Source organism: uncultured Campylobacter sp., assembly GCF_938017775.1.
Taxonomy (GTDB): Bacteria; Campylobacterota; Campylobacteria; order Campylobacterales; family Campylobacteraceae; genus Campylobacter_B.
Genome location: NZ_CALIIU010000079.1, coordinates 1 through 24,529, shown reverse-complemented (window position 1 = coordinate 24,529; position 24,529 = coordinate 1). Strand labels below are relative to the sequence as shown.

20 protein-coding genes are annotated in these 24,529 nt (G+C 46.5%); 13 read left to right on the top strand and 7 right to left on the bottom strand.

Translation table 11 applies throughout. The annotated features are described in order from the left end of the window. Positions 1-11: 11 nt before the first annotated feature. Positions 12-692: an amino acid racemase gene (locus tag Q0537_RS09975; protein ID WP_299227770.1), complete on the top strand. Its 681-nt coding sequence runs from the start codon at positions 12-14 to the stop codon at positions 690-692. A 321-nt stretch (positions 693-1,013) separates the two neighbouring features. Then, positions 1,014-5,159: a DNA polymerase III subunit alpha gene (dnaE, locus tag Q0537_RS09970; RefSeq protein ID WP_299227767.1), complete on the top strand. Its 4,146-nt coding sequence runs from the start codon at positions 1,014-1,016 to the stop codon at positions 5,157-5,159. A gap of 1,417 nt (positions 5,160-6,576) precedes the next feature. On the opposite strand, the gene hisG is transcribed toward dnaE, so the two are convergent. From hisG to Q0537_RS09945, 5 genes are read right to left on the bottom strand one after another with little or no spacing between them, the layout of a single operon-like run. Beyond that, positions 6,577-7,188, bottom strand: a complete 612-nt coding sequence (gene hisG, locus Q0537_RS09965) for an ATP phosphoribosyltransferase (protein WP_177388436.1) — start codon at positions 7,186-7,188, stop codon at positions 6,577-6,579. Next, positions 7,185-7,805, bottom strand: a complete 621-nt coding sequence (locus Q0537_RS09960) for a type III pantothenate kinase (protein WP_299227764.1) — start codon at positions 7,803-7,805, stop codon at positions 7,185-7,187. The genes hisG and Q0537_RS09960 overlap by 4 nt, the downstream gene beginning before the upstream one ends. Continuing rightward, complete coding sequence (locus Q0537_RS09955; protein ID WP_299227761.1) at positions 7,792-8,127, bottom strand: hypothetical protein; 336 nt, start codon at positions 8,125-8,127, stop codon at positions 7,792-7,794. Before Q0537_RS09955 ends, Q0537_RS09960 begins: the two co-directional genes overlap by 14 nt. Then, positions 8,114-9,127, bottom strand: coding sequence for an L-seryl-tRNA selenium transferase (locus Q0537_RS09950; protein WP_299227758.1), 1,014 nt, complete (start codon positions 9,125-9,127; stop codon positions 8,114-8,116). Before Q0537_RS09950 ends, Q0537_RS09955 begins: the two co-directional genes overlap by 14 nt. Next, on the bottom strand, positions 9,127-9,678 hold the full coding sequence (locus tag Q0537_RS09945; RefSeq protein ID WP_299227755.1) for a hypothetical protein: 552 nt from the start codon (positions 9,676-9,678) through the stop codon (positions 9,127-9,129). Before Q0537_RS09945 ends, Q0537_RS09950 begins: the two co-directional genes overlap by 1 nt. Before the next feature lie 116 nt (positions 9,679-9,794). On the opposite strand from Q0537_RS09945, the gene gatC reads away from it, so the two are divergent. From gatC to Q0537_RS09890, 11 genes are all read left to right on the top strand, one after another. Then, entirely contained in the window at positions 9,795-10,082 is a 288-nt protein-coding gene (gene gatC, locus Q0537_RS09940; RefSeq protein ID WP_291939991.1) for an Asp-tRNA(Asn)/Glu-tRNA(Gln) amidotransferase subunit GatC, read from the top strand. Between the two features lie 10 nt (positions 10,083-10,092). Continuing rightward, on the top strand, positions 10,093-11,175 hold the full coding sequence (locus Q0537_RS09935) for a type IV pilus twitching motility protein PilT (protein ID WP_005871218.1): 1,083 nt from the start codon (positions 10,093-10,095) through the stop codon (positions 11,173-11,175). Then, on the top strand, positions 11,175-11,852 hold the full coding sequence (locus Q0537_RS09930) for a CvpA family protein (protein ID WP_299227752.1): 678 nt from the start codon (positions 11,175-11,177) through the stop codon (positions 11,850-11,852). The genes Q0537_RS09935 and Q0537_RS09930 overlap by 1 nt, the downstream gene beginning before the upstream one ends. Continuing rightward, positions 11,849-12,316, top strand: a complete 468-nt coding sequence (locus tag Q0537_RS09925) for a Fur family transcriptional regulator (protein WP_005871221.1) — start codon at positions 11,849-11,851, stop codon at positions 12,314-12,316. The genes Q0537_RS09930 and Q0537_RS09925 overlap by 4 nt, the downstream gene beginning before the upstream one ends. Position 12,317: 1 nt before the next feature. Further along, entirely contained in the window at positions 12,318-13,811 is a 1,494-nt protein-coding gene (lysS, locus tag Q0537_RS09920) for a lysine--tRNA ligase (protein WP_299227749.1), read from the top strand. A gap of 2 nt (positions 13,812-13,813) precedes the next feature. Then, positions 13,814-15,061 carry a serine hydroxymethyltransferase gene (locus tag Q0537_RS09915; protein WP_299227746.1) on the top strand — a complete coding sequence of 416 codons (1,248 nt, stop codon included), beginning with the start codon at positions 13,814-13,816 and terminating at the stop codon, positions 15,059-15,061. 94 nt (positions 15,062-15,155) lie between these two features. Beyond that, positions 15,156-16,187 carry a hypothetical protein gene (locus Q0537_RS09910; protein WP_299227743.1) on the top strand — a complete coding sequence of 344 codons (1,032 nt, stop codon included), beginning with the start codon at positions 15,156-15,158 and terminating at the stop codon, positions 16,185-16,187. After that, the gene (locus Q0537_RS09905; RefSeq protein ID WP_299227741.1) at positions 16,187-16,972 is read left to right on the top strand and encodes a shikimate dehydrogenase; all 786 of its coding nucleotides are present in this window, start codon (positions 16,187-16,189) and stop codon (positions 16,970-16,972) included. The genes Q0537_RS09910 and Q0537_RS09905 overlap by 1 nt, the downstream gene beginning before the upstream one ends. A gap of 479 nt (positions 16,973-17,451) precedes the next feature. Next, on the top strand, positions 17,452-17,658 hold the full coding sequence (locus tag Q0537_RS09900) for a DUF4492 domain-containing protein (protein WP_005871229.1): 207 nt from the start codon (positions 17,452-17,454) through the stop codon (positions 17,656-17,658). A 2-nt stretch (positions 17,659-17,660) separates the two neighbouring features. Further along, on the top strand, positions 17,661-19,184 hold the full coding sequence (locus Q0537_RS09895; protein WP_299227738.1) for a cytochrome ubiquinol oxidase subunit I: 1,524 nt from the start codon (positions 17,661-17,663) through the stop codon (positions 19,182-19,184). 1 nt (position 19,185) lies between these two features. Then, positions 19,186-20,292, top strand: a complete 1,107-nt coding sequence (locus Q0537_RS09890; RefSeq protein WP_299227735.1) for a cytochrome d ubiquinol oxidase subunit II — start codon at positions 19,186-19,188, stop codon at positions 20,290-20,292. Between the two features lie 347 nt (positions 20,293-20,639). Here the strand turns inward: Q0537_RS09890 and Q0537_RS09885 are convergent, their stop codons facing one another. After that, positions 20,640-21,608: a putative transporter gene (locus tag Q0537_RS09885; protein ID WP_299227732.1), complete on the bottom strand. Its 969-nt coding sequence runs from the start codon at positions 21,606-21,608 to the stop codon at positions 20,640-20,642. Continuing rightward, entirely contained in the window at positions 21,608-24,349 is a 2,742-nt protein-coding gene (locus Q0537_RS09880) for a M16 family metallopeptidase (RefSeq protein ID WP_299227729.1), read from the bottom strand. Before Q0537_RS09880 ends, Q0537_RS09885 begins: the two co-directional genes overlap by 1 nt. Positions 24,350-24,529 lie beyond the last annotated feature (180 nt).

Genomic DNA, 24,529 nt, shown 5'->3' with positions numbered 1-24,529 from the left:
AAGGACGAGCTATGAAAAGAGTTGGGATTATCGGTGGAATGGGACCTTTAGCGAGTGCGGATCTGTATATGAAGATCATAGAAGAGACTGCGGCGAGCAGCGATCAAGAAAATATTCCGCTTGTAATTGATAGCTATCCGCAGATCGAAGATCGCACGGCGTTTATCTTAGGCAAAGGTGAAAATCCGCTTCCGCGCCTAAGTGAGAGCGCTGTTAGGCTCAAAAATGCAGGCTGCAAGGCGTTTGCGATGGCGTGCAACACGGCGCATTTTTTCGCAGACGATGTAGAAGCTGCGGCGGAAATCCCGCTAATTCATATCGCCGAGATCACCGTAAAAGCGATCCGTAAAAATTATCCAAACGCTCATAAAATCGCTGTGCTAGCCACTATCGGTACAAAAAAAGCTAAAATTTACGACGATCCGCTCAAAGAAGCGGGGCTAATCAGCGTGGATCTCGGCGAAGAAAATCAAGCGATTTTGATGGATTGTATCTACAAAGGCGTTAAGGCGGGCAAGACTGCCGAATACGTGGGGGCTTTTGAGAATTTGCTAGGTAAAATCGATGCTGATATTTACGTCGTTGCCTGCACCGAGCTGCCGCTATTTTTGCCGTTAATCAAAAGCGATAAAATTTTCGTCGATCCTACTAGAGAGCTTGCCAAAGCGATCGTGGAATTCTCAAGATCGTAGAGCCGTAAGGCTTTGCAAGCGGAATTTTAAACCGCAAAATTTTACGATGATCTAAGTCGTAGAATTTTGCGGAATTGCGTTGGCTCAAAATTCCATCGAGGTGAAATTTTATGATAGTGGAATTTCATCACAGCATTTTAAGCTTAAAATTTTGTCAAAATTTAATCCGCAAAACCCAGAATGTAAAACCTCCGAAATAAAATTCCGTAACAAAATTTAATCGTAAAATTTCGCGCTGAAATTTAAGCTAAAATTTCATTAAATTTGACCGTTTCTAAAGCCCGAATTTAATATAATCGCTCCAACAGAAAAAGGATCAAAATGAGCGACTACACCCACCTGCACCTTCATACCGAGTATTCGCTGCTAGACGGCGCGAATAAAGTAAGCGAGCTCGCCGAGCTTTTGCAGAGCCGCGGCACCAAGGCGTGTGCGATCACCGACCACGGCAATATGTTCGGCGCGATAGACTTCTATCAGACGATGAAAAAGCACGGCATCAAGCCGATCATCGGCATCGAGACCTACCTGCACAACCATGACGACATTGGCGATAAAAGCGACCGCCAGCGCTATCACTTGATACTGCTCGCCAAAAACGAGACGGGCTACAAAAATTTAATGTATCTTAGCTCGCGCGCATTTTTGGACGGCTTCTACTACTATCCGAGGATCAACAAAAAAATTTTAAAAGAGCACAGCGAGGGGCTCATCTGCTCCTCGGCATGCCTAGCGGGCGAGGTGGAATTTCATCTAAATAGAAGCGAGCGAAATTTAAAACGTGGCGCGGGCGGCTACGAAGCGGCGAAAAAAGCGGCGCTTGAATATAAGGAAATTTTCGGCGAGGATTTTTATCTAGAGATCATGCGCCACGGCATCGGCGAGCAATTAAACGTCGATAAAGACCTCATCCGCCTCTCACGCGAAATCGGCGTCAAGATCATCGCTACCAACGACGCTCACTACTCGCGCAAGGATCGCGCCAAGGCCCATGACGTCTATCAGTGCATCTCGATGGGCAAGACGATCAACGACGGCGACCGCCTAAAACACGTCGTTTCGGAATTTTACGTAAAAAGCGACGAGGAGATGAGGCGGCTTTTTGCCGACATCCCCGAAGTGATCGAAAATACCGCCGAGATCGTGCAAAAGTGCAATCTGAAATTTGCTTTCGACGAGAAGGACTATGCGCCGACGCCGCCGAATTTTAAATTTACGATCGAATACGCCGCCAGGCTCGGGCTTTCGCTGCCCCAGCCCTCGGAGCGCTATAGCTTTGTAAACGACGATTTTTTATTCGATCATCTGTGCCGCGAAGGGCTTAAAGAGCGCCTTAAATTTATTGATCCTACTAAGCATGAAATTTATCGCGAGCGCCTGGAAAAGGAGCTTGCCATCATCAAAAACATGCATTTTTCGGGCTATATGGTCATCGTGCAGGATTTCATCAACTGGGCGAAGGATCACGACATTCCGGTTGGCCCAGGTCGCGGCTCTGCGGCGGGCAGCATTTGCGCGTACGCGCTTCGCATTACCGACCTCGATCCGATCCCGTATAATCTGCTTTTCGAGCGATTTTTAAACCCGTCGCGTATCTCGATGCCCGATATTGACGTGGATTTTTGCCAGGCGCGCAGAGGCGAAGTGATCGACTACGTCATCGATCAGTACGGCAAATACAATGTCGCGCAGGTTGCGACCTTCGGTAAGCTGCTCGCGCGCGGCGTTATTCGCGACGTGGCTCGCGTCTGCGATATGCCGCTTTCGCAAGCCGATAAGATGGCGAAGCTGATCCCCGATAAGCTAGGCATCACGCTTACGCAGGCTTACGACGCCGAGCCGAAGCTGAAAGAATTTATCGATGCAGATCCGATCGCACAGCAGGTTTGGGAGTTTGCGCTGGGCCTTGAAGGGCTAAATCGCAATGCAGGTATGCACGCCGCGGGAGTGGTGATTTCAAACGAGCCACTGTGGAACAAAGCACCGCTATTTAAGCAGGATAAGGGCGAGGATGCGCGCCTAGTAACGCAATACACCAAAAACTATCTCGAGGACGTCGATCTGATAAAATTTGACTTCCTGGGTCTAAAAAACCTCGATGTGATCGATAATGCCATCAAGCTCGTCAAGCGCCGCTATAATCGCGACATAGTTTGGGAGGAGATAGACTTTAACGATCCACGCACTTACAAAACGATTCAAAGCGGCAACACGCTGGGGATTTTCCAAATCGAGGGCGCGGGCATGCAGGATCTGGCGATGAACCTGCGCCCCGACCGCTTCGAGGATATCATCGCGATGATCTCGCTATACCGCCCGGGGCCTATGGATCTAATCCCTGATTTTATCAGGATCAAACACGGCGAGCTGAGCGCTAGCTATATCTTCCCCGAGATAAAAGAAATTTTAGAGCCAACATATGGCATCATCGTCTATCAAGAGCAGGTCATGCAGATCGTGCAGAAGGTGGGCGGCTTTAGCTTGGGCGATGCCGATCTGGTGCGCCGCGCGATGGGTAAGAAGGATGAAAAGAAGCTTGCCCACATGCGCGAGCAGTATCTAAACGGCGCTAAAGAGCTGGGCTTTGACGTAGCTAAGGCGGATGAGCTATTTGATCTGATTATGAAATTTGCCTCCTACGGCTTTAACAAATCCCACGCTGCGGCGTATTCGATGATTACCTTTCAAACAGCCTATCTTAAGACCTACTATCCGGCGGAGTTTATGGCGGCGCTGCTTACTTCAGAAGAGGGCAACACCGATAAAATTTCAAAATATATCGACGAGGCTAGCCGCCTAGGCATCGGGCTTTTGCCGCCGTCGATCAATCAAAGCTTAAGAGGCTTTAGCGTCGTGGACGACGAAAATTCCAAATCTGGCACCTCGATCATCTACGGTCTTGGCGCGATCAAGGGGGTAGGCGGTGCCGCGATCGAGAATATCTTAGAGCTTCAAAGCGAGGCTAAATTTCAAAGCATCGACGATTTTGCTGCGCGCGTGGATAATTTCCGCGTCAATAAAAAGGTCATCGAGTCGTTGATCTATGCGGGCGCGATGGATTGTCTGGGTAAGAGTCGCTTGGCGATGATTCAAAACATGGAAAATATCCTAGACGTGATGAAGAAGATCACCGAGATTAAAAAGGACGCCGCAAGCTCGCTTTTTGGCGAGGATGAGGATATGACGAGCGGCATGAGCGTAAGCTTCGTCGATACCGACAAGGAATTTCCGCAGGGCGAAATTTTAAAATTTGAGCAGCAGACCGTGGGCGTGTATCTCTCGGGGCATCCGCTGGATGATTACAAAGAGGAGATGGACGGGATCGATTACGCTCTATCCTCGGCGTTTAGCGAGATCGAGGGCGATAGCGCCGAGGTGCTTAGCGTGGGGCGGATCGAGGATCTATCCACGCGCATGACGAAAACGGGCAAAAAAATGGGGATTTTAAACGTGCTTGATCTGCACGGCAGCTTCGAGCTCGCGGTGTTCGATAACGCGCTAAAGGCGATCGAAAATTTAAGCCCGCAGGAGCGGGAGCGTCCGTATGCTTTTATGATTAAAATTTCAAAAAGCGCGGTCGGCGGCGCGGCGTATCAGCTGTCGTTTCTTTCGATGATGAGCCTGCAAAACGCCCGCGATGCGAGCTTTCGTCCACGCGCGGGAGTATTTTTGAGCGAGAATCCACTCAAAGCCTACGCCGCGCAGCTTGGAGCGATTGCACATACCAAATCTAACGAATTCGACGAACTGGTGGGCGACGAGGATGCGAGCGTTAAAATTTTATGCGTCGGCAAGATCGAAAACGTCCACACCCGCACGACCAAATCGGGTAAGCAGATGGCAAATCTTACGGTGCTTGATCTTGCGGGCAGCTTCGAGATGAGCGCATTCGGCGATATTTGTGATGCGGTCACTGCGCTAACGGATGCGCAGCTGGAGCGCCCGATGGCGTTTTGGGCGCGGCTTAGCAAAAATACATCCCCTTACGGCGGGAAATTTCAAATTTATCTGGATGAAATTTTAACTCTAGATGCCGCGCAAAATATCGACGGCTACGCACCTAGCAAGGTGCGAGGCTTTGGCGGTAGGGAGCGCGGAGGCTTTAACGGCGGTAATTCCGGCTTCGGCGGAAACTTCGGAGGCGAACGAGGCGGCGGCTACGGCAGCGGGAATTTTGCGGAGCGAAGGGGCGGGTTTACTGCGGAGGATCCCGCCTTTAAGGCGCGCAAAGAGCGCGAGGCACAGCGCAAAAACGCGCAGGATTTCGAGTTTGAGCTAAGCTTGGGCGAGCTTAGTCGCGAGAAAATTTATAAAATTTACCACCTCGCCTTTTGCGACACGGCGCTAAAAAACACCAAGCGGCTGATTCTACGGATCCGCAACGGCAGCGAGGTGCTCGTTTATCCGACCGAATACATCGTGAGCGATAATTTCACCGAAAAGGTGCGCGAAATCATCGCGGCGTAGGCGGGGTAGCCGCTCTATCGCCACGCTAGGTCGGTTAAAATTTATTCTTGCTTGTTGTGCCGCACGCAAGCGATATTTGAGCGCGCAGAGAGCCTAGACTTTGGCGCGGTTGCGATAAGAGACGACAATATTGGCTCAAAGCTTGCCGCGCACAAAATTTGCTGTGTTACGCGCAGAAACCAAAACCGCACGGATCGCTCTCGATATCTAAATTTATTGCGTTTATTGCGGCGGAAATTTATCTGCCACAAATTTTTACAGGCACATAGACCGCTTCCTGCTTTATTGCGTCGGTGAGGCTTGGTAGCATGCCGTTTGAGTTGCCGCAATAACAGCTCGCCGTACCTCGACAGAGTTGAATTATATTGTCGCACTAGCCTACCTGCGGCACGACAAACGGCATGAGCGTTTAAATTTCGAGCTAAATTTTTGCGAACGAAGCCTTACTTTGGCGAATCCCCGCGCAGCTTTAAAATTTTAAACTTTAGCGGATTTGAAATTTTAGGTATAGCTTTACTACGTAAAATTTTATCGCAGTAAAATTTCGCTGAGCAAATTTAGTAAAGTACGCAAAAACGGACTTAAGACGTGCAGAAAAAATCCGAAACAAAGCTGACCCAAGCAAACGGTGCCCGAAAAAATCAAGCTAGCGCGGACTGGGCTCGAGCCGGGCGTCGGGACGCAACCTGTCTTAAATCCAAAATTTATCAAAATTGTTAAACGGCTGTATTTGAAATTTTTCGCGCTGTATATATTGCTCGCGCTAAGCGTGTTTGTCCTGCCCGAAAATATAGGTGATAATGCTGCTTGTGCGGGCTTTGTAAGCCTTATGAAGCAGTTTTTCAAATGTCGCTGCAGCCAGGGATCGTCTTGCACGCGGGGCTTGTGGAGTTCTACGTCGCTGCGATGCGGACGGCTAGCATCTTAATTTTTGCGCAAGCTGCTTCCTATGCTTAAAGAGTAGCGCCGATTAAATTTTGCACGATTTTGAGCGGCGAAATTTAGCGAGTTGAAATTCAGAAATTCTGCCGTTTCCAAGCCGCTGGAATTTGAGCTCAAATTTAGAGTTCGCGAGAATTTTAAATTTTACGACGTGAAATTGTGAAGTGGGATTTTAGAATTTTGAAATTCTGCGCCGCGGAGGTTTGTGCTTTGAAATTTCGCGAGCTGTAAATTTAGGGCTAAATTTAGAATTTTGTAGCGATAAATTTTAAAATTTTACGCTGCGCGGCTCGGCAAAGCGCATCCACCTCTTGATAAATCAAATTCGCAGGATTTCTAAATTAAGTGGTGCGTTTGCTGCCAAAAAATTCTATCTGCAACAGCGATTTTTAAACGACAGTGGCAAGGCAAGCAATGATGATTTACGGAAGTACGCTAAGCCGGTCGTAAATACCGTGCGGCGGGCAAGCGGGCATTACGCGATCGCGCGGGCTAGTTTATCTCGTAGGTTTAAAATTTCATCGCGTTTTAGCACGAAGCTGTTTTTGTTGGCGATGAGGTGCGCGGAGCTTTGCATTATGGTTTCTGCGGGCTGCAGCCCGTTTTGCTTCATCGTAGCGCCGGTCTCCACGACATCGACGATAGCGTCGGCAAGCCCTATGAGCGGGGCTAGCTCGATCGAGCCGTAGAGTTTGATGATATTTACGGCGACGGCCTTGGAAGCGAAGTATTCGCGAGTGATGTTGGGCATTTTCGTAGCGATTTTTAGGCTCGGAGCGCCGTAGTTTAGCTGAGTGCCCGCATGTACGCCCACGCAGACGCGGCATTTTCCGATTTTAAGATCGAGCAGCGTAAGTACGTCTGGGCGGTGCTCCTCAAGCACGTCAAGCCCCACTACGCCGATATCCGCCGCACCGCCCATAACGTAAGTAGGGATATCTTGGTTGCGGACGTAGAGGAATTTAAAATCCCCCTCTTGCATTATGAGTTTGCGATCCTCAAAGGCGAAATCAAGCCCGAAGATGGTTTTGAAAATTTTAAGCGTGTCGTCGGCTATGCGGCCTTTCGGTAGCGCTATGGTTATCATGCTAGCCCCTTTTTTGCGATCAAGCTTACCATCGATTTAAAGATCAGATCCTTTTCGTAGATCGAGTTGCGAAAATACCGCATCAGATAGGCTCCGTCGCCGCCCGTGAAGTAAATTTTATTATTGCCCGCGATGTTTTCGATCGTAAGCACTATCGGTTTTAAAATCCCGTAGTTTACGGCACTTACGGTCTTTTGCGGCAGCGGATCCAGATCGATATTGGTTGAAAGCGTCACGTCTAGCACCGGCGCGATGCTCGCGAACGACTTTAAAAGCGTGCTAATGCCGGGCATTATAAATCCGCCTAGGTGCGAGCTTCTAAACATCAAATCCACGGTGATCGCGCTGCCCGCATCGACGACGATACCCGTCGCCACCGCCGAGCATGCCGCTATGCGGTCGATCCCGAGCCCGCGGTAGGCGGTTTTTAGTTCAAAGTGCGGCGCCAGATCGACAAACAGAGGGTTTTTCAGCTTTTTTTTCACGCTATCATTGACGCTAATGAAAAAAATTTGCTCCCTCGGCTCGTACCGCATAAACTCCGCTACGGGCATACTTTGCGTTACGCCGCCTTTATAAAATTTAACCCTGGAATTTCCCACATCACACAAAAGCATAGAGGCTAAATCCGTTTTCTTTTAAAAATTTCGCGCTTTTAGAGCACATTTGCGAGTTGTAAAACAGCACGCGCTTTTTCACGACCTTACCTAGGCTTGCGCTAATGTCGCTTGCGAGCGAGAGCAGAAATTCCGCGTCGCGCATTACAAAGCGAGATTTTGCGTCGCGCATAAACAAAAGGACATTGTAGTTTTTTAGATCCACGCCGAAATACGCGCCGTATGAGCGCGAGCGCGTGAAGCTAGCGATATCTAGCGTTTGGAATTTCCGAAGCAAGAGCCCTTCGCGAACGCAAAGTTTTGAAATTTTATCTAGCATCAAAATTTAAAATTTTATCGTCATAGTAAAACGAGCTGCCTGCGATAAAAGACTTATCCTCGAACTCGCCATTTAACTCGTAGATCGCTTGACCTTCTAAATTTTCGTCCACGCGGATGACGTAGCCGTTACGCTCGATGATATACAGATAACCGCCGCTAAGCAGCGCGCCGCTAAACTGTGCGAAGGTGAATTTGCGCGATTTGATCAAATTTAGCCCGCGATCTAGTAGCTCGACTCTGCCGTCTTTTAAGAAAAGATAAATTCTATCGCCGCTAAAAATCACGTCTTTGATGTCTACGTTATGATTTTTATTGCCCGCAGGACTTACCAGCATTAGCCTAGTGGCAGTTACGGCATAAAGGTTATCGCCCTTGTTTTCTAAGGCGATAATGTTGTTAAAAAACGGCTGGTTGCTCACGACGAAATCGCGTGCCGAGCGCCCTCCTACGTTTTCTGCGATGCTAACTAGTCCGTCTAACGCAGGATAAGCGATAAGTTGGTTGATAAATAGCGGTGACGCCACGCGCGAATCGATTGCGAATGCATCGCCTACTTTATGATCGAGTACCACTGCGCCCGAGCTTAGCTTGATAAGCATAATCGAATCATCGCTCATCACTAAAGCCAAATCATCGCCGCGTATATTTGCACTTAGCGCTTGTCTGCCGAGGGCTTTTTCAAATTTTACGGCACCTGTGCTACCAACTACTTTAAGCGTGCCATTGATGTCGGTTACGACGAAATTTCCGTCATATTCACCTAAAAATTTCTCACTTTTTAAGACTTTGAAATTTTTCACAAAGCCGTTTTTAGAGATGACTTCGCCGTCTTTTAGCGTAGCACCATCTTTACTAATCGCTACGATTTCTGATGGCAGTGAGCCGTTAAATTTCATATCACCTGTGATGTTTTCGTCGCTGGGTTCAAAATACTGGCGCTTCGTCGAGCAGCCTAAAAATAAAAACGATAGTAAAAGCGTAAATATCAGCGTTTTTTTCATTATTTATTGCCTCCATAGTGTTTCAAAGCAAGTGCGATTTGACGAACTGGCGAGTTGAGCGGAATTTTATCTAGCTCTGCGTGAGCTTGCTCGATTTTGCCCTCTTTTAGTAGGTCGTAGCCTTTGAGCAAAGAATCGTAATCGGCGAGTAGCACTCCGCCTTGCTTTCCGTTTTGTAGATTTATTATCTCTTTTAGCACAACATCGATGCCTTGGGTATTTTCTAGCGCCACTCGCTCGTCTGCGGAGCCGTTTTGCAAAATATAAAGAGCGTATAGATTTATATCTTCTTGCTTAAGCTCGGCTAGCTTAGCGTCATCGCGCTTGTTAAGCAGCTCGTCATAGATCGCATTAGCACTTGCTATGCGGCGATCGCTTAGAAATTCATTTGCGTAATATCCGATAAATGCTACGATCAAAACCGCAGCCAAAAATATCAGCGGCTTTTTGTATTTTTTTACGAAAATTTCACTTTTTATGACGCTTTCTAGAAACTGCTCTTCTGTACCAATCTCTTTTTTAACGCCTTCGATGTCGTCTTTTAAAGCCAAAATTCAGTCCTTTATTTGAGAAAATCGGCGTAATTGTAGCATAAAAAATTTTAAATACCGCCTAAGATAAAGAATTTTTATGATATAATGTCGCATTTATCAGAAAAAGGAAAGTTATGATAATAGACGACGCCTTGCTAAGTAAGCTGGAGAGGCTATCTGCTCTTAAAATTCCAGATGCTAAGCGAGAAGAATTTAAAGGTCAATTAAATAATATTGTAGATTTTGTGGAAATTCTAAATGAGCTGGATTTACAAAGCGGCGAGGCGGCTATCACTACGCTAAAAGGCGGTACTCCGTTTCGCAAAGATATCCCACGCAAAAGCGATGTCGCAGAAAGCGTCTTAAAGCATGCTCCACAGTCCGAAGGCGGCTACTTCGTAGTACCGAAAATCATCGATTGAAAGGAATTTTATGGAAGAAGTTCAAAGAAATTTAGTAGATATCGAAACCCTACTAAAAACCGTCGTTTTTAACAAAGCGAGCGACCTTCACTTAGTTTCGCGCTCGGCGCCTCAAATACGTATCGACGGAACATTGCGCCCACTCGCCATGGATCCGCTTAAGGGCACGGATATCGAGTATATCTGCTACGCGCTCATTACCGATGCTCAAAAAAGTGCACTCGAGGAAAATAAAGAGCTTGACTTTGCGATCGAGCTTCCTAATATTGGACGCTTCCGTGGTAACTACTACTACACTATGAACGGTGATTTGGCTGCCGCATTTCGTATTATTCCTATCGATATTCCTAGCCTGGACGATTTAAAAGCCCCTACGATTTTTAAAGAGGTAGTCAAGCACGAAAAAGGCATGATTTTGGTTACCGGACCTACCGGTAGTGGTAAATCAACTACTCTTGCCGCGATGCTAAACGAGATCAACGAAAAAGAGCGCAAGCACATTATCACCGTTGAAGATCCGGTCGAGTTCGTCCATACCAATAAAAAAGCGCTTTTCTCTCACAGAAATATCGGCACCGATACCCATTCCTACGCTAATGCGTTAAAATTTGCCTTGCGTGAGGACCCGGACATTATCCTCGTGGGCGAGATGCGTGATAGAGAGACTATCTCGATCGCCATTACCGCTGCAGAGACCGGTCACTTGGTATTTGGTACGCTACACACCAACTCCGCGATGCAGACGATCAACCGTATTATTGATAGCTTTGACGGCGGCGAGCAGCTCCAAGTGCGAAATATGCTCTCCGTGTCACTTACCGCGGTCATTTCGCAATCACTTTTGCCAAAGCTTGGCGGCGGACGTATCGCGATCCATGAAATTTTGCTCAATAACAATGCCGTAGCGAATCTAATCCGCGAAAACAAGGTGCATCAAATTTACTCTCAAATGCAGCTAAATCAGCAATCTACCGGTATGATAACTCAAACTCAAGCGATGGTTAAAGCGATCCGTGCAAATCAAATTTCAAAAGACACGGCATTTAGGTATTCGACTAACCTACAAGAGCTAATAGGCGTGGTGGGTGCTTGATGGAAGGTATTAATTGGTTCGACGTCGGCTGTTTGGTACTCGTAGTGCTCTTCGGACTACGCGGTATCACTAATGGCATCGTTAAAGAAATTTTTGGAATTTTGGGTCTCATCGGCGGTCTTTTTGCCGCGATGCGCTATAAAACTATAGCGGGCGAGTGGATTGCAGCCAAAATTCCAGCTTTGCAGAATGCAAACGGCGTGCTTTCGGGCGATACGACGCAGGTTCTCATCGGCTTTATCGCTGTGCTTTTTGGCGTATGGATCTCATGTCTGATTATAGGCGAAATCATTTCAAAATTCTTTAAATGGAGCGGACTCGGATTTGTTGATAAGATCGGCGGCTTTGTGTTTAGCGTAAGTAAAATTTTCTTGATTTTTGCCGTTATCGTTACGCTTGCAAGCGGTCCTATGTCGATGAACGAACAGACTAAAAAGTATTTTGAAAGCAGCAAAACTGCGCCGATTTTTTTAAAAATAGGAAACTGGATTTTAAATCTCAAAGACGATCCGAAGATCAAACAAAGCTTGGATTCTATCGGTTCTAAGATGGATGATAAACTCTTAAAAGATCAAAATTCTACCGCCCGTATGAACTCGGATCAAAATCAAAGCACTGAACCTAGCGATTTTAACGCCAGTTCAGAAGTAAATTCTACAGAAAGGACAAAATTATGAATGCAAAAATCGAAAATTTAGAGTTTGACGCTCTAATTGTTGAGTTTAAAAAGGCACTTGCCGCTAGCGGTCTAAAATATACCAAGCAGCGCGAGGTTTTGCTCCGCACGCTTTATAACAATAACAAGCACTTCACGCCCGAGGCGCTTCATAACGAGATCAAAGCGAAATTTCCGGAGCTAAACGTAGGCATAGCGACGGTGTATCGCACCTTAAATTTATTAGAGGATTCGGGGATGGCGACATCGATCTCATTTGGCGCACAGGGCAAGAAATTTGAGCTTGCCAACAAGCCTCACCACGACCATCTAATCTGCAAAAGCTGCAACAAGATCATAGAATTTCAAGATGCTACTATCGAACGCAAGCAGCTTGCCGTCGCCAAAGAGCACGGTTTTACGCTTACGGGGCACATGATGCAGCTGTATGGAATTTGCCCTGAATGCGCGGCAAAAAGGAAGTAGATTGTTTGATAGCCAGTTAGAAATCCAAAGGATAGACAAGGCGTCGGAACTTCGGAATTTGGGGGCTAATCCCTATCCGCACTTTCTAAAAAAAGATATGAACATAGCCGAGTTTAAAGAGAAATTCGGCTACATAAAAGATACCGAGGATAAAAAAGCGAGCGAGGAGGTAAGCCTTGCCGGAAGGTTAAAGCTAAAGCGCGTTGCGGGCAAATCCACCTTCGCAAACATAGAAGATCAAAGCGGCAATATTCAAATTTATTACTCTCGCGACAGCATCGGCGAGGAGGATTACGCTAAATTTAAGAAAAATCTCGAAGTGGGCGATATAATTTTAGTGCGCGGATACGCTTTCGTCACCCAAACGGGCGAGTTTTCGATCCATGCCAGCAAAATAACGCTCGCATCCAAAGCGATCTGCCCGCTTCCGGAGAAATTTCACGGCCTTGTCGATATCGAGATGCGCTACCGCCAAAGATACCTCGATATGATAATGAACCCCGAGATCCGCGCGGATTTTATCAAGCGCTCGATCATCGTTAGCGAGATCCGCAGCTTTTTTGAAAAGCACGGATTTTTGGAAGTCGAAACGCCGATGATGCACCCTATCGCGGGCGGCGCGAACGCTAAGCCTTTCATCACGCATCATAATGCCCTTGACGTCGATCGCTACCTGCGTATCGCGCCGGAGCTGTATCTAAAGCGCCTCGTCGTAGGCGGCATGGAGGCGGTCTTTGAGATCAACCGAAATTTCCGCAACGAAGGTATGGATCTGACGCACAATCCGGAATTTACAAGCATAGAATTTTACTGGGCGTGGCATGATTATAACGACGCGATGAACCTAACCGAGGAGCTGTTTAAAGCGCTATTTAAGAGGCTCGGACTGGGCGAAATTTTAACCTACGATGAGCGCGAGATCGATTTTTCAAAACCTTTTGCGCGCATAAAGTATCTCGACGCGCTTACGCAGATAGGCGGCATTGAGCCGCAAATCGTAAATGATCGCGACAAGATCATCACAAAGCTCAAAGCCGATAAATTTGAAGTCAATGAAAAGCTCGATCTAGGCCACTTGCAGAGCGAACTTTTTGATAATTATGTAGAAGCTAAGCTCATAAATCCGACCTTCATCGTGGATTTTCCGATCTCGATCAGCCCGCTTTCGCGCAGAAGCGACGAAAATCCGCAGATAGCCGAGAGATTTGAGCTCTACATCGCGGGCAAGGAGCTAGCCAACGCCTTTAACGAGCTGAACGATCCGCTCGATCAATACGCTAGATTTAAGGCTCAAATCGACGCCAAAAACGCGGGCGACGACGAAGCTCACGAGATGGACGAGGATTACGTTCGCGCGCTTAGCTATGCGATGCCGCCGACTACCGGCTGGGGGCTCGGCATCGACCGCTTGGCGATGATTCTGCTGAATAAAAAGTCGATCCGCGACGTGATTTTGTTCCCAGCGATGAGGCCGCTAAATTTAGAGAAGGAGTGAACGTGTCAAATTTAGAAAAATTCGATAATGAAATTTTTAGTTTAACCAACAAAGAGCTTGCTCGCCAGTGCGATTATTTGGAGATGATCGCGAGCGAAAATTTCACCTATCCCGAGGTAATGGAGGCGATGGGCTCGGTGCTAACGAACAAATACGCCGAGGGTTATCCCGGCAAGCGCTACTACGGCGGCTGCGAGTTCGTGGACGAGATCGAGCAGATCGCGATCGATCGCTGCAAAAAGCTCTTCGGCTGTGAGTTTGCAAACGTCCAGCCAAACAGCGGCAGCCAAGCCAACCAAGGCGTCTATGCCGCATTTTTGAAACCTGGCGATAAAATTTTAGGCATGGCACTTAGCCACGGCGGGCATTTGACGCACGGCGCAAAGGTTTCAAGCAGCGGAAAGATGTATGAGAGCTTCGAGTACGGCGTGGAGCTTGACGGTCGCATAAACTACGATAAGGTGCTTGAGATCGCTCAGATCGTAAAGCCGAAGATGATCGTTTGCGGTGCGAGCGCCTATACGCGCGAGATAGATTTTGCTAAATTTAGACAGATCGCAGATAGCGTGGGCGCGTTTCTTTTCGCCGACGTAGCGCATGTCGCTGGGCTCGTCGTTGCAGGCGAACATACTAATCCGTTTCCGCACTGCCACGTCGTAAGCTCGACAACGCATAAAACGCTTCGCGGTCCGCGCGGTGGCATTATAATGACCAACGACGAGGAATTTGCTAAAAAGATCAACTCAGCGATCTTTCCGGGTATCCAAGGTGGCCCGCTAATGCACGTCATCGCCGCAAAGGCGGTGGGCTTTAAACACAATCTAAGCCCCGAGTGGAAGGTCTATGCCAAGCAGGTCAAGGCAAACGCTAGAGTTTTGGGCGAGACGCTGGTTGGGCGCGGCTTTGATCTCGTTAGCGGCGGTACCGATAATCATCTGATTTTAATGAGCTTTTTAAATAGAGATTTTAGCGGCAAGGACGCTAGTGCCGCGCTTGAAAACGCAGGCATTACGACGAATAAAAATACCGTGCCGGGCGAGACGCGCAGCCCATTCGTCACCAGCGGCATCCGCGTCGGCAGTCCCGCGCTTACCGCGCGTGGGATGAAAGAGAAAGAATTTGAGTTTGTCGGAAATAAAATCGCCGACGTGCTAAGCGACATCTCAAATTCCAAGCTTCAGGCCCAGGTCAAAGAGGAGGTGCGAGATTTGGCGCACCGCTTTATCATCTACGACCGCGCGATGTATTAAATTTAATAAATTCGGGTAAGCTTACCCGAATTATTTATTTCGTAAATTTTGCGTGGTAGAATTTACAAAGTAAATAATAATCTTAGGAGAGAGTATGAACGACAAAAATTTCGATATGAGCAGCATAGACGACATAGTGATCAATAGCGGCAATGTCGATAAGAACGCGAATTTAAAAAAGGGTCTTACCGTCGCAGCCGGCGTCGTAGTTTTATTCTTAATCATTTTAATCATAATGAAGGCTATTAATAAAGACGATATTGATACTAATGCAGGTCTTACTATGCCTAGTGAAGAAGAGCTTGCCAAAGCGGAGCAAAAGCCTGCCGTGCAAGTTCAAAAACCTGAGCCTTCGCAGCCTGAGCCTGTAGAAGTGAAATCAGAACCCAATACAGCATCTGCAGCTCCAACCAAAGTAGAGATAAAAACCCAAGAGCCTAATTCCGAAAGTAAGGTTGTTGCAAGCGCTCAGCCTGAAGCACAGAAAGTAGAAATCCAAAAGCCCGAAATCAAAGAAGAGCCAAAAAAATCCGAAGTTAAAATAGAAAGTAAAAAGATTGAGCCTAAAGACGAAGCTAAAAAACCTGAAAAAACGGATGTAAAAAAGTCCGAGCCTAAAAAAGAGTCTGCAAAAGACGAGATCAAAAAAGAACCTTCTAAAACCGAAATTAGAAAAGTCGAGCAGAAAGTAGAGCCTAAAAAAGAACCTGAAAAACAAGCAAAAACAGAAGTTAAAAAAGAGCCTTCAAAAACGGAAGTTAAAAAGGAACATGCTAAAGCAGAGACCAAGAAAGAGCCAGCAAAACCTGAGCCTAAAAAAGAAGCTAGCAAGCCAGAGTCTAAAAGCGAGAGCATAAAAGCTGGTGTTGCGGCGAAAAGCACCAGCACCAGCGTGGCAAATGGCAGTTATGTGCAGGTTTTCGCATCCAATGCCTACGATCCAAACGGGTCTGACACCAAAAAAATCACCAAAAAAGGCTACAGCCCAATTGCGCTGCAAACTCACGTCGGAAGCAAGAGCGTGACTAAAATTTTAGTTGGACCTTTTGAGGGAGAGGCGCTACAAAAGGCACTTAGCGATATGCGCAGCATCAATAGCGGAGCGTATATCTACCGAGTGAAATAGTGGACAGATTCGCGGTTTTCGGCAACCCGATCGCCCACTCACTCTCGCCGCTACTTCATAATTACGCTATAAAATTTTTGGAGCTGGACGCCTACTATGGGCGGGTTTTGCTGCAGCGCGGCGAGGAGCTGCGAGCTAAATTTGAAACTTTAGGGCTTACGGGCGCGAACGTGACCGTGCCTTTTAAGCTCGACGCATTTAGAGTATGCGACATTCTAAGCGAAGCGGCGCAGGAGATTGGCTCGGTAAATACGATAGTGCTAAAGAGCGGCGCGCTGCACGGTTTCAATACCGACGCCCAGGGGTTTTTCTGCGCGATCTTGGGTTTTGGCAAGATTCGCAATGCGCTTATTTTAGGCGCAGGCGGCACTACGCGAGCGATCGGCTACGCGCTAAGCAAAAACGGAGTGAAATTCGACATTCTAAACCGCAGTGCAAAGGATTTTGACTTCGGCTGCGAGGAATTTTTTACTTATGAAAATTTTAGATCCAAAGACTACGATCTGATCGTCAATGCCACTGGCGCGGGGCTCAAAGATAACGCGCTGCCTGCGCCCGAGGGGGTAATAGATGAAATTTTATCCCGCGCAAAATTTGCTTTTGATGCGATCTACGGCAAACAGACTCCGTTTTTACAAACCGCGCGCGCAAAAAATCTGCCCGTAAAAGACGGTAAGGAGATGCTTATAAATCAGGGCGCACTTGCTTTCAATCTCTTTTTCAGCGGCAAATTCGACTTAGCAGAGATTGTATCGCTGATGAGCCATGCTGCAAATTTACGCTAAATCGACTCTTAGGCTTTTCAATTATCCGCCCAGTCTAATGAAATGCTTTAAATTTTGCGCCGAGTTAATTATACGTTCTTAAATTTCGTATCGTGTAGCTTTGGGCGTTTGATTTTAAAATTCTTACGTTTGCTTTCAGCCGAGCCGTGTTAATTTGCCTGTAAAAAATTCTATTAAAAATCGCTACGAATTAAGCACAAAGATGCTTGGCAAAACCTCGCATATTTTTCTACTTGCTTCTTGATATGTTTTATTTTAAAATTTTATGACAAATCTAAATTAAAATTTTGTGCAGTTTAAGTAAAATGTGATCGGTTGCGAATTATGCAGTAGAAACTTTATTTAAGTGTGGCGGCGCAAAACTCAGTTTATTAAAAAAGATAAAATTGCTACCAAAATTTCAAAATTTAAAGCTAAATTTTAATTAATTATTATACAATAAAAAATATAAACTAATAATTGCTAAAGGTTAAAATTCGATGTTTTTCGGCAAAATTTTAAAATTTTACGCGCACGGATTTGCTTCGATGAAGCTTGGCAAAACGCTATGGGCAGTGATTTTGATCAAGCTATTTATAATTTTCGTGCTACTTAAATTTTTCATTTTCGACGAAAATCTGGATTCTAAATTTAAAACCGATCAAGAAAAAATCGATTTCATCTATAAAAATTTGACTAAGGAGTAGGAATGCAAGAGCTTGCTAGCGTGGATTGGTCGAGGGCGCAGTTTGCGCTCACGGCGCTTTATCACTTTCTTTTCGTGCCCCTAACGCTGGGGCTTAGCTTTATCGTGGCGTTTATGGAGAGCCTATATGTCGCGACGGGCAAGCAGGAGTGGCTCAAGATCACTAAATTTTGGCTGCGCCTTTTCGGTATAAATTTCGCCATCGGCGTCGCGACGGGCATCATAATGGAGTTCGAGTTCGGCACCAACTGGGCGAATTACAGCTGGTTCGTGGGCGACATCTTCGGCGCGCCGCTTGCGATCGAGGGCTTGCTCGCGTTTTTCTTGGAGGCTACCTTTTTTGCCGTAATGTTCTTCGGCTGGGAGCGCGTAAGCAAGAAATTTCACCTTCTCTCGACCTGGCTCGTGGCGATCGGATCAAATTTAAGCGCGTACTGGATTTTAATCGCGAACGGTTGGATGCAAAATCCCGTCGGTACGAGCTTTAATCCCGATACGATGCGCAATGAGATGAGTAATTTTTTAGATATCGCGCTATCTCACTTCGGAGTGGCTAAATTTTTACATACCGTCGGCGGCGGCTATATTACCGCGGCGCTTTTCGTGCTTGGAATTTCGGCGTTTTATATGCTAAAAAACAAAGACTTCGCGCTTGCTAAAAAAAGCTTCATCGTAGCGGCAAGCTTCGGTATGCTAAGCTCGCTTTTCGTGCTATTTAGCGGCGACGAGAGCGCCTATCAGGTCGCGCAAAAGCAGCCTATGAAGCTTGCGGCGATGGAGGGTCTGTATAAGGGCGAAGTAAATGCAGGCATCGTCGCGGCGGGAGTTTTAAATCCGAGCAAACTTCCCGGAGACGATAAGGAGCCGTTTTTGTTTGAGATCAAGGCGCCTTACGCGCTGGGGCTAATGGCTACGAGGGGGCTTGATAATTTCATTCCGGGCATCGATGATTTGGTATTTGGAAACGAAAAATTCGGCATCGAAGGCGCGGATAAAAAGATCGAAAAAGGCAAAATCGCCCTGCAAGCGCTAAAGGATTACAAGCTCGCCAAAGACGCGAATGACACCGCGGCGATGCAGCAAGCGCGCGAAATTTTATTCGGCAACCAAAATATGCAAAACCTAGGCTACGGCTACCTTGACGATGCGAAGCAGATCGTTCCTCCCGTGGCGCTTACCTTTTATAGCTTCCACGTGATGGTGGCTCTGGGAAGCTATTTTATCTTGCTATTTTTCGTTACGCTATTTTTGGTGATGCGAAAAAACCTTGCCGAATACAAGAAAATTCTATGGCTTTGCGTATTTAGCATTCCTTTGGGATACGTCGCGTGCGAGGCGGGCTGGATCGTGGCCGAAGTAGGGCGCCAGCCGTGGGCGATACAAGATCTTATGCCGGTGGGCGTCGCAGCTACGAGCCTAGCGGGGACGAACATAATGATCTCGTTTGCGCTCTTTGCGGTTTTATTTACGGTTTTATTCATAGCCGAGATAAAGATCATGCTAAAACAGATAAAGATAGGATTTTAAGATGCACGAAATTTTTCAAATTTATTGGTGGTGCGTGGTTTCGCTTCTGGGCGGAATTTTGGTTTTTATGCTCTTCGTGCAGGGCGGTCAGACGCTGCTTTTTACGCTGGCGAAAAATGAGACCGAGAAGGATTTTATAATAAATTCCATCGGCAAGAAATGGGAGCTTACGTTTACTACGCTCGTTATGTTCGGCGGAGCGTGCTTTGCGGCGTTTCCGCTATTTTATGCGACCAGCTTCGGCGGTGCGTATTGGGCGTGGATGGCTCTGCTTTTTTGCTTCATAATCCAAGCCGTCGCTTACGAATACAGAAAAAAGCCCGATAATTTCTTGGGCGCTAAGACCTATGAAACCTTTCTTTTCATAAACGGCTCGCTGGGTACGATCCTGCTTGGTATCATCGTCTCTACGCTTTTTAGCGGCAGCGAGTTTGCGCTGGGCGATAATAATTTCGTACAGTGGAAAAACCCCGCTCGCGGGCTTGAGGCGCTAGCAAATCCGTTTAATTACATCTTGGGAGTTGCGCTATTTTTCTGCGCTAGGACGGGAGCGAGCTTATATTTGATGAATAATATCGCCGAGTCCGAAATGATCGCTAAGCTCAAAGCTTCGCTTAAATTTAACGCTAGCGCGTTTTTGGTATTTTTCATCGCGTTTTTGGCGTGGGTCTTGCTAAAGCAGGGCTATGCAGTAGGCGCCGGCGGCGTTGTAAGTCTCGAGAGTTTTAAGTATCTGCACAATTACCTAAGCCTGCCTGCGGCGCTAATCTTGCTACTGCTGGGCGTAGTGCTGGTGCTGGTGGGGATATTCAAAGGCGCATTTACAAGCAGCGTGCGTGGAGTATTTTTCTATGGCGTGGGCGTCGTATGCGCGGTAACGAGCGTATTTTTGATCCTGGGTCTAAATCACACGGCGTTTTATCCGTCAAATTTTGACCTACAAAGCTCGCTTTCGATAAGCAGCGCAAGCTCGAGCCTCTATACGCTTAAGACGATGTTTTATGTGTCGTTTCTAGTGCCTTTCGTGCTGGGTTATATCAGCTATGTTTGGCGCGCGATGGATGCTAAAAAGCTCGATAAAGAGGGGCTTTCAAACGAGCATTATTAGGCGCGCCCTGCTCTAGCACGGCTTCCGCGCGCCGTGTGGCGGCGAGAAGCTGCTCGCGTGCGCGGCACTGCGTGCTTTTGCGCTTGGTTAAATTTCATACCGGCGGCGCTTTTTATGCGCCGCATTTATAAAAAATTTTAAGGATTAAAAATGATCAAATCTTTAGTTTTCATCGCGATTTGGATGATCTTGCTCGTAGGAAGTTATAAATTTATAAAGCTAAACATCGCTCATCACGAAAAAAGCGAGCAGTAAAAGGGTAGAAATTTTAAAAGTTAGCGACCCGGGATTTTGTTTTAAATTTAGAAAGCGAAATCTAGGGCCACAAGATGCGGGCGAAATTTTATCTAGCCCTTGTAGTCGATATTTTTTTCGAATTCTTTAAGTCGCATATGGATTGAGCGAAGCTCCGTGATCGTCGTCCAGTTATTGATAAAAACGCTAAAGCTGCCGCGTACTTGGTTAAAAGCATTACCCACTTGAATCATCACTCCAAGCGTAATCGCCTTAGTAAAAAGCCCTGGTCCCATTATGAGATAGGGCACGATGACTAGGATTTGCGAGAAAGAATTTAGCCATAAATCAAAGTAGCAGTAGTGCAAAAATAGCCTGTAATAGTTGTGCTTTAGTTTGCCAAACAGAGTCTTTGTGGTCTCTTCGCTCGCATATTCCGCCTTATTCTCCTCGGCATAAACCAGCTCTTTGCGAAACGCAGCTTCCGCCTTTTGATTGTTGTATTCAAGCCTAGGCAGAAACCAACCTACTAGCCAAGAAATTATCAGTCCGCCGATGCTTACTGCAAGTGCGATCCATACGAGAGAGCCGGGAATTTTTTTGAGCGCCTCAAAAGGTACTTTCTCGCTAAGGCTCCACAAAACAGGGATAAACGCAAAAAGAGTCATCGCCGCCGAAAGTACGCGCGTGCCGATATCTTCAATGATTTTTGAGAAGCGGTAGATGTCTTCTTGGATACGCTGCGAGCTTCCTTCGATATCTTTACTTACTTTTTTCCAGTATGAAAAATACGAAAATGTCATCGCCTCTCGCCATTTAAACGCCCAAATTCGCGCCACGTATCGCTCCGAAATAGCAGCTACTACGGCAGGCATCGCTATCCATAAAAAGACCCTCATCTGCGCGTAAAAATCGTTTAACGTATGACGATCTACGTTTTGACACAAATCATAAAATACGCGATACCATTCGTTGAAACGCACGCTCAGCGTAGTTTGGTACCAATTGATAGCGATCAAAAATACTAGCCCTGTATATGCTAAAAGCGCCCATTTTTTGCTTTTAAAAAATGAAACGAACATTAGCGTTTCTCGGAGCTTTTTGGATTTAAAATCGCCGTAAATAGCCTATCGCTTAGCATTTGTGCGGCTTTTTGCACATCCGCGCTTTTTACTGCATTTATGCTTGCCGCGTAGCTCTTTTCGTCGTAGAGCGGATAACCGTAAAGCTCGTGCGCAGTGATATTAGCAAGCCAAAAATCATTCGTCTGCGCAGCTCTTTTGGTTGATAGAATTTGTGCTTTTTTGAAATTTGCCAGCTCGCTATCTTTTGCGCCGGAGCTTTCGATCTGTTTTAAAATTTCACTCACGCTTGCTGCAACCGCACTGGCGTCTTTCGGCTCGGTAGAAAACGATACATTCAAGCTCGCTGCGATTTGTGGCTCACGCACATAGGCGCTATGCACCATCGCCGAGTAAATTTGTCCGCGCGCCTCGCGGATCTGCTCGACGATGCGATTGCTTAGCACACTTTTTAACGCTTGAAATTTATAAGTGTCTGAAAAGTCAAAATTTTGCAGCTCATAGTTTGAAAAAATCATCCGAACTTCGCTTTTATCACTATCACCGTAATCTTGCACAATCTCGCCGCTAGAAGTATTTAGCATCAAAGTTTTAGGCGTAGCGCTGCTTGTGCCGGGCTTTAGATTGCCGATATATTTGGCTAGAATTTGTTTTGCGCGCGCAGGCTCAAAATCGCCGCTAAGTACAAAGATAAAATCTCCAACACCTGAAAAAATTTCATCCGCATCGCGCTGTAAATCGGCAAGATTTGCGCTCTTTACGTCATCTGCACTAAGTGGCTGCTTGCGAGCCGTATCTCCTGAATATAGCGATTTTAAAATTTGCTCGCCGAATTTAAATTCCACCGTCTCGTCTCGTAGCGCAATCGCCGAAAGCGCGTCGGTTTTGTATTTTGTAAGTGAGCTTGCATGAATTAGCGGCTCGCTAAATCTTGCGTAAAGCTCGTGTGCCATCGCCTCCAGATCCGCCCCTGCGCCTCTAAAACCGCAGTCTGAGTCATCCATCCTAAATCTTAGCTTATAATCAAATTTTGAAGTCAAACGTCCCGCCTCGTATTCGTTTAGCTCGCCTATGGTGCCCGAGTTGAGCAGCGCAGTTAAAATTTCGCCACGAGCCTTGCCAAAATGTGCGTAGCCGCCTTTTTTAACGGCTGCGAGGGCGATTTTATTTTTCTCGCTTTTAAGGGGCTTTAAAATTACCTTCGCGCCGTTTTTAAACTCCAAAATTTCAATGCCGCTAGCGCCTTTTTGCGCTTTAAATTCCGCCTCTTTTAAATTTGCTCCCGCAAGTTGCTTGGAAGCAAGCTTCGAAGCAGCGAAATTAAATGGCACTGCCTTTTCGTAGAGCAGCTCCGCATCTTTTTGGCTAATGCCCAAATCCTTTGCCGAGATAATCTCCGTAAATCTCGCTCCATCCGTTATCTTTGAGAAAAATTTATTAACATCTGCTAGCGTTATTTCTTCTAAGGCCTTGAGGCTTAGATCGTGCTCGTCTTGCTTACTAAGCTTTACATTGCCATTTTGTACGAAATCAAGTAGTGCTCCTATTTGCGCACTTTGCGTATCGTTTTTAAGCAGATCGGCTTGCACTTGATGTTTAAATTCTGCTTTAACGCTATCAAAATCGTCATTGTTAAATCCGTGTTCGCGCACTCCTTTGATCGCGCTAAAAAGACTGCTTAGCGTGGTATTGGCGTCGAAATTAAAAATATTTGCGCTTATGCTGTATAGTCTGCGGTTTTTAAACAGATCGTCCGAGCCGAAATAGGCTTTAAGCGGAATTTTAGCATTCACATTCATCGCGTCGTATCCAAGCTCCATCAGCCTCGATACGTAGGCTTGCAGCCACTCATTTTTAAGCGCACCGTAGCTTCTTAACGGCTCATATTTGCCTGCGTAAAGCACGCTAGCGACATTAGTGCCGAGCTCGGGCTCTACGGTGCTTGCTAGCCCGCCTTCAAATGGGCGTAGGCTAAGATCGCGCGGGATTTTTTCGCCGTGCGCAGAAAGAGAGCTAAAATTTTGCTTGATTAGGTTTTTAATCTGCTCAATGTTTACGTCGCCTACGACTATGATGCTAATGGCGCTAGGAAGGTAGTTACGCGCATAGAATTTTTTTAGTTGCTCGCTGGTGGCGCCTTTGATGATTTCATTTTGTCCGATCGGAAAGCGTCTGGAAAATATGGAATTAGGGTATAAATATGTGGCGCGCTTTTCGTAAAAGCGCCTCTCAAAGCCTTTTTTTGCTTCCTCTAAGATGACGCCTTTTTCCTTTTGCGTTTCGTTCTCGTCAAATTTCACGCCGCCTGCATAATCGCGCAGCACCAAAAATATGTCCTTTAGCGTCTCATCGCTTACTTGGGCTTGGATGTTGTATGTGGTGTTTTCAAAGCCAGTCTGCGCATTGAGATCGGCGCCGAATTTTACTCCCAGACGCTGTAAGGTATGAACGAGCTCGTTTTTATCAAAATGTTCGCTGCCGTTGAATGCCATATGCTCGACGAAATGCGCAAGACCCTGTTCGTCATCATTTTCATCAACACTACCTGCGGCTACGTTGAGGTAAAAAAGCGCGCTATTTTTCGGCACATCGTTTTTGAGGATATAAAATTTCACGCCATTTGCCAGCTTGCCGTGCACTACACTAGGATCGAGCTTAAGCGGTGCATCCGGGTTGATATCTGCGGAGTAAAGGCTCAAAGAGCAAAGTAGGGCGGAGATAAAAAATATAAGCTTTTTCATAATTGTCCTTGGATTTAAAAACTTGCGATTGTAACAAAAGCTAGTTTAAAGTATGATTTTGCGAGCTTTGTTATGGGTAAAATTTTGCCAAGGATTTGAAATTTTACTTGCAGAATTGAGAGGAATGGAATTTTTGGAATTTTTGGAATTTTTGGAATTTTTGGAATTTTTGGAATTTTT

Coding starts and splice junctions, on each gene's coding strand:
- Q0537_RS09975 (WP_299227770.1), top strand. CDS start 12: ATGAAAAGAGTTGGGATTATCGGTGGAATGGGACCTTTAGCGAGTGCG.
- dnaE (WP_299227767.1), top strand. CDS start 1,014: ATGAGCGACTACACCCACCTGCACCTTCATACCGAGTATTCGCTGCTA.
- hisG (WP_177388436.1), bottom strand. CDS start 7,188: ATGATAACCATAGCGCTACCGAAAGGCCGCATAGCCGACGACACGCTT.
- Q0537_RS09960 (WP_299227764.1), bottom strand. CDS start 7,805: ATGCTTTTGTGTGATGTGGGAAATTCCAGGGTTAAATTTTATAAAGGC.
- Q0537_RS09950 (WP_299227758.1), bottom strand. CDS start 9,127: ATGAAAAAAACGCTGATATTTACGCTTTTACTATCGTTTTTATTTTTA.
- gatC (WP_291939991.1), top strand. CDS start 9,795: ATGATAATAGACGACGCCTTGCTAAGTAAGCTGGAGAGGCTATCTGCT.
- Q0537_RS09935 (WP_005871218.1), top strand. CDS start 10,093: ATGGAAGAAGTTCAAAGAAATTTAGTAGATATCGAAACCCTACTAAAA.
- Q0537_RS09930 (WP_299227752.1), top strand. CDS start 11,175: ATGGAAGGTATTAATTGGTTCGACGTCGGCTGTTTGGTACTCGTAGTG.
- Q0537_RS09925 (WP_005871221.1), top strand. CDS start 11,849: ATGAATGCAAAAATCGAAAATTTAGAGTTTGACGCTCTAATTGTTGAG.
- Q0537_RS09910 (WP_299227743.1), top strand. CDS start 15,156: ATGAACGACAAAAATTTCGATATGAGCAGCATAGACGACATAGTGATC.
- Q0537_RS09900 (WP_005871229.1), top strand. CDS start 17,452: ATGTTTTTCGGCAAAATTTTAAAATTTTACGCGCACGGATTTGCTTCG.
- Q0537_RS09895 (WP_299227738.1), top strand. CDS start 17,661: ATGCAAGAGCTTGCTAGCGTGGATTGGTCGAGGGCGCAGTTTGCGCTC.
- Q0537_RS09890 (WP_299227735.1), top strand. CDS start 19,186: ATGCACGAAATTTTTCAAATTTATTGGTGGTGCGTGGTTTCGCTTCTG.
- Q0537_RS09885 (WP_299227732.1), bottom strand. CDS start 21,608: ATGTTCGTTTCATTTTTTAAAAGCAAAAAATGGGCGCTTTTAGCATAT.
- Q0537_RS09880 (WP_299227729.1), bottom strand. CDS start 24,349: ATGAAAAAGCTTATATTTTTTATCTCCGCCCTACTTTGCTCTTTGAGC.